This is a genomic window from Streptococcus oralis, assembly GCF_001578935.1.
GTDB lineage: Bacteria > Bacillota > Bacilli > Lactobacillales > Streptococcaceae > Streptococcus > Streptococcus oralis_R.
In genome coordinates this window covers 535,551-541,039 of the sequence record NZ_KQ969521.1, presented here as the reverse complement: position 1 = coordinate 541,039, position 5,489 = coordinate 535,551, and the positions used below count along the sequence as shown (strand labels likewise).

Annotated in this window: 5 protein-coding genes; 3 read left to right on the top strand and 2 right to left on the bottom strand. The window is 41.4% G+C overall.

Annotated elements, in window-relative coordinates:
• On the bottom strand, positions 1-327 hold a 327-nt coding region (locus SORDD15_RS10435; protein ID WP_231097611.1), incomplete at its 3' end, for an ATP-binding cassette domain-containing protein.
• Positions 328-468: 141 nt separating this feature from the next.
• Positions 469-1,278, bottom strand: a complete 810-nt coding sequence (locus SORDD15_RS02670) for a Cof-type HAD-IIB family hydrolase (RefSeq protein WP_061414095.1) — start codon at positions 1,276-1,278, stop codon at positions 469-471.
• Positions 1,279-1,424: 146 nt separating this feature from the next.
• Here SORDD15_RS02670 and SORDD15_RS02665 point away from each other — a divergent pair, with 146 nt between their 5' ends.
• The 3 genes from SORDD15_RS02665 to rexB all read left to right on the top strand — a co-directional run.
• Positions 1,425-1,886: a MarR family winged helix-turn-helix transcriptional regulator gene (locus SORDD15_RS02665; RefSeq protein WP_061414093.1), complete on the top strand. Its 462-nt coding sequence runs from the start codon at positions 1,425-1,427 to the stop codon at positions 1,884-1,886.
• Positions 1,879-2,298, top strand: a complete 420-nt coding sequence (locus SORDD15_RS02660; protein WP_061414091.1) for an EVE domain-containing protein — start codon at positions 1,879-1,881, stop codon at positions 2,296-2,298. Before SORDD15_RS02665 ends, SORDD15_RS02660 begins: the two co-directional genes overlap by 8 nt.
• A 106-nt stretch (positions 2,299-2,404) precedes the next feature.
• A partial coding sequence (gene rexB / locus SORDD15_RS02655) for an ATP-dependent nuclease subunit B (protein ID WP_231097610.1) occupies positions 2,405-5,489 on the top strand: 3,085 nt, incomplete at its 3' end.

The following is a 5,489-nucleotide window of genomic DNA, read 5'->3' as shown; positions in this document are numbered from 1 at the left end:
ATTTGGAATATGACGTATTATACAATAATATTTAAGGTTTTGATAAGCTGTTAAGTGATTATGGGCTACAGGTGATTCGATAACAGAACCCACTCGAGATAAAGCCTTGGTCCACTCATTTTGTCCTTGACTAGAAAAGAGGGAAACTGTACCTTTGTCCGCAAACAATAATTGTGTAATGATTTTAATAAGGGTAGTTTTACCTGCTCCGTTTTTTCCAATTAGACCATAAATATCTCCCTCTCTTATCGTTAGATGAAGATCCTGAAGAATAGCTTGTTGGCCGAATTGTTTAGTCAGTCCATGAATTTCGAGTACTGTTTTCATGATTTTCTCCTTTTGATTTATTTTTCTAACTTTAGTATAAGCTATAGAAATCAAAGAAACATCAAGTAATTCTAAAGAGTTTCTAAAGTTTTGTGATTCTTAAAAAAACAAAACCCAGTTGACATGAACTGGGCTTCTCAATTATAAAATATACTTCTCAATGGCACGCGCAACGCCGTCTTCTTCGTTGCTGGCTGTAACGTCATTAGCAAGAGATTTGACATGGTCGCTGGCATTTCCCATTGCAATACCAAGCCCTGCAAACTGAAGCATTTCGATATCGTTATTGGCATCGCCCATGGCCATAATCTCTGAGGGCTCGATCTTCAAAATCGCTGCTAGTCGAGAAAGAGCAGTAGCCTTGGTCGTTCCAAGTGGCATGGCTTCATAAATGACAGGCTGCGAACGAACACCGCTAAATCGTTGGCAGAGCTTCTCAGCAAACCGCTGTTCAAAATCGTCTGTTTGTTCTTCGTTGCCCAAAAACATGCCTTGGAACACGCGATATTTGCCACTGGTGGCTTCCTCAAGGGAAATTTCAGTCAGGTCTGAAAAAACAAGTTTGGCATCATTTTGAACAATTTCATTAGGCTTGCCACCGAGGACAAAATAATGTTCTTCATCAAAAAGAGTTAACTGGACGTCGCTTTTTTCTGATAAGTCATAGAGGTATTCAATGTCAGCTGGACTAAGTTCTTGCCAGTCAACTAGACCCCAGTCACTGGTCTGGTGAGTTGAACAACCATTATTGACAATGACGTACTCATTCTGGAGGTCCAGTCCTAGTTTTTTATAGTATGGGAGGACACCGAAAAGCGGGCGACCTGTACAGAGAACCAGTTTGACACCTTTTTCAATGGCTTGGTGAATGGCAGTGATGTGGGCTTGCGGGATTTCCTTGGCTTCATTAAGGAGGGTTCCGTCCATATCCAAGGCTAGTAGTTTAATCATAAGACTTCCTTTTCTAGGTGTTTTGCTTCTATTATAGCATATAGACTATAAAATGTCTGACAGAATTGTAACATTCGGCTTTCCTTTTCTTGAAAAAGAAAATAAAATTTTATATAATATGTATACTTAATATTTAAGGAGAAATAATGTCAAAGTATCACTTTAATTCAATTTACAAAAATGATGAAACAGAATCTACAGGCCTTCTTTTCATCAAAGTCTACAACAAGTGGGAAAGCAATTTAAAAAGAGTTTTGAAATCAGTTGGCCTCACTTTGCCCCAATTTATCGTTTTAACCTCGCTCTTGTTTTTGTCTAATAGAGAGGAATATGTAACGCAAGTTGATATTGCTCGGTTCACCGGTATGGATGTCATGACGGTTTCCCAGATTGTTAGGCTACTGGAGAAGAAAGACTACATTAGACGCGATCAACACCCAAAGGATAGTCGGGCAAAACTTGTCTCAGTGACGAATTCTGGCGCGGAGAAGGTCAATCAAGCTTTACCTTTAGTAGAAGGGGTTGATGAAGAATTTTTTGATAAACTATCTAACGATAGAGAAGTTTTTAATCGCATGTTAGTAGAGTTGGAGGATAAAAATGCCTAGATATTGGGTTGGAGTTGTTTCGAGGAACCATGTTTTAAGAGGAGTTGAAGGGAATTTTTGCCAGGTCTGTCATGGAAAGTGTGGCCCCTTAAACCGTATGAAAAAAGGCGACTACCTTTTATACTATAGTCCCAAATACGATATGAACAGTCAAGATAAGTTACAGGCTTTTGTGGCTGTAGGTAAGATTACAGATGACAAAGCCTATCAAGTAGAGCAGTTTGAAGGATTCTTTCCCTTTAGACGAAATGTCGAGTATTATCAACCAGTCAAAGATTGTTCCATAGAAATAGCCAGACAACATCCTGAATGGAAAGACTATACTTCTCGACTTCGTTATGGACATTTTGAAGTTTCCAAAGACTTTTTCCTCTATATCTTTCAGCATATGAAAGTGGATGATGAAGGATGATTTATTTGCTAATTAGATGATTGTCAACTAGAATTTTGGATTTGGACTGTGAAGCGAACTTTGCTATAATAGAGTAAGAAACTTTGATAAACCAAACGAGGCTGAGATGAAATTACTTTATACTGATATTCGGACTTCTTTGACTGAAATTTTAACGAGAGAGGCAGAAGAGCTAGTTGCTGCAGGCAAGCGGGTTTTCTACATCGCCCCCAACTCTCTTTCATTTGAAAAAGAACGCGCCGTGCTGGAATGCTTGTCCCAGCAGGCTTCTTTTGCGATTACCGTTACGCGTTTTGCTCAGATGGCTCGTTACCTGATCTTGAATGATTTACCTGCCAAGACCAGTCTAGATGACATCGGTCTTGGGATGGCCTTTTACAAGTGCCTTGCAGAATTCGATCCCAAGGATTTACGTGTTTATGGTGCGATTAAGCAGGATCCTCAATTTATCCAGCAGTTGGTTGAACTTTATCATGAGATGACGACTGCTCAGATGAACTTCTTAGACTTGGAAAGTTTGACTGATGAGGATAAACGAGCAGACTTGCTCTTGATTTTTGAGAAAGTGACTGCCTATCTCAATCAAGGTCAGTTGGCTCAGGGAAGTCAGTTATCCCATTTGATTGAGGCTATTGAAAATGGCAAGGTAAGTAGTGATTTCAATCAGATTGCCTTGGTTATTGATGGATTTACCCGTTTTTCTGCCGAGGAAGAGCGTGTAGTGGATCTACTTCATCGAAAAGGTGTCGAGATTGTCATTGGTGCTTATGCAAGCAAGAAGTCCTATACCAGTCCGTTCTCTGAAGGGAATCTCTACCAAGCCAGTGTGGAATTTCTTCATCATTTGGGGGCAAAATACCAAACACCTGCTCAGGATCGTTCTCAGACTCATGAGAAGATGGATAGTTTTGACAAGGCCTCTCGTTTGCTGGAGTCTTCTTATGACTTTTCAGAATTAACATTGGAGGTCGATGAGAAAGACCGTGAAAACCTGCAAATCTGGTCTTGCTTGACGCAAAAAGAGGAGTTGGAGCTGGTAGCTCGCGCTATTCGTCAGAAATTACATGACCATCCAGAACTGAGTTACAAGAATTTCCGTATTCTCTTAGGGGATGTGGCTTCTTACCAGTTATCGCTGAAAACCATTTTTGACCAGTACCAGATACCATTCTATCTTGGTAGAAGTGAATCCATGGCTCATCATCCCTTGACCCAGTATGTGGAGTCTATTTTACGTTTAAAACGTTATCGTTTCCGTCAGGAGGATTTGATTAATCTTCTCAGAACAGGCTTGTATACTGACCTTAGCCAAGCGGATATTGATGCTTTTGAGCAATATCTCCGCTATCTTGGCATAAATGGCTTGCCAGCTTTTCAGCAGACCTTTACCAAATCCCATCATGGAAAATTTGATTTAGAGCGTTTAAATGCTCTTCGTCTGCGAGTTTTGGCGCCACTTGAAACCTTATTTGCCAATCGGAAGCAAAAGACTGAAAATCTTTTGCAAAAGTGGAATACTTTTCTAAAAAATGCTGCTTTAAGCAAGCAGATGCAAGAATTGACAGCTACTATGGAAACTCTAGAACAGGAAAGACAAGCTGAAGTTTGGAAAGCCTTTTGTCATGTTTTAGAACAATTTGCGACCGTTTTTGCTGGTTCACAGGTTAGTCTAGAGGATTTCCTAGCCTTGCTTCATTCTGGGATGAGTTTGTCCCAGTATCGCACCATTCCAGCAACAGTGGACACCGTTCTGGTGCAGAGTTACGATCTGATTGCCCCTCTGACAGCTGACTTTGTCTATGCCATCGGACTGACTCAGGATCATTTGCCAAAAATAGCGCAAAACACCAGTCTTTTGACAGACGAAGAAAGACAAAGCCTAAACCAAGCAACTGAGGAGGGAGCGCAATTACTGATTGCAAGTAGTGAAAACCTCAAGAAAAATCGCTATACCATGCTTTCCTTAGTCAATGCTGCCCGTAAACAATTGATTTTGTCAGCTCCAAGTCTCCTCAATGAAAATGAGAGCAAGGAATCGGCCTATCTTCAGGAACTGGTGAGTTTTGGATTTAGCCGGATAGAGAAGAAGATTCATCAAAAAAGTCTGACTAAGGATGATATGGGTTCTTATCACAGTCTATTGTCTAGCTTAGTTGCCTATCATCAGCAGTCAGGTTCTAGTGAAAATGAAAAAGATGTGACCTTTGTCAAGGTTCTAGCGCGTGTGATGGGGAAAAAACTTGATCAGAAAGGTCTTACAAATCCTGCACTCCCAACTAGCCCAAGCAGCAAGCCATTAGAGAAAGAGACCTTGCAGGCTCTCTATCCAGCTGACAAAGAGTTTTACCTGTCTACGTCTGGTTTAACGGAGTTTTACCGCAATGAATACAGCTATTTCCTCCGTTATGTCTTAGGTTTGCAGGAAGAAGTGCGCCTGCGTCCTGATGCTCGCAGTCACGGGAATTTCTTACACCGCATTTTTGAACGTGCCTTGAAACTCCCTGCTGAAAATTCCTTTGACCAACGTTTGGAGCAAGCTATCAAGGAAACCAGCCAAGAACGCGAATTTGAAGCTATTTATCAGGAAAGTTTGGAAGCCCAGTTTACCAAGGAAGTTCTACTTGATGTCGCGCGAACTACGGGCCACATCCTTCGTCATAATCCAGCTATTGAAACCATCCAAGAGGAAGCAACATTTGGCGGTAAAGATCAGGCCTTTATTCAATTGGACGATGGTCGTAGTGTCCATGTGCGAGGCAAGGTTGACCGCATTGACCGCCTGAAAGCTGATGGAGCGCTAGGAGTGGTGGACTATAAGTCTAGTTTAACCCAGTTCCAGTTTCCGAATTTCTTTAATGGGCTCAATTCCCAACTGCCAACCTATCTTGCTGCCCTAAAAAGAGAAGGGGAGCGGAACTTTTTCGGTGCTATGTACTTGGAAATGGCTGAGCCAGTCCAATCTCTGATGGCTGTTAAAAGTCTAGCAGGAGCAGTGGTAGAAGCCAGCAAGTCAATGAAATACCAGGGACTCTTTTTAGAAAAAGGAAGCAGTCACTTGGGAGAGTTTTATAACAAAAACAAGGCCAATCAGCTGACAGACGAGGAATTCCAGCTCTTATTGGACTATAATGCCCATCTGTACAAGAAGGCAGCTGAGAAGATTTTACAAGGCCAGTTCGCCATCAATCCCT

What these genes read in the sequence shown, in the direction of transcription:
- SORDD15_RS02670 (WP_061414095.1), bottom strand. Translation starts at nt 1,278, where the DNA reads ATGATTAAACTACTAGCCTTGGATATGGACGGAACCCTCCTTAATGAA.
- SORDD15_RS02665 (WP_061414093.1), top strand. Translation starts at nt 1,425, where the DNA reads ATGTCAAAGTATCACTTTAATTCAATTTACAAAAATGATGAAACAGAA.
- SORDD15_RS02660 (WP_061414091.1), top strand. Translation starts at nt 1,879, where the DNA reads ATGCCTAGATATTGGGTTGGAGTTGTTTCGAGGAACCATGTTTTAAGA.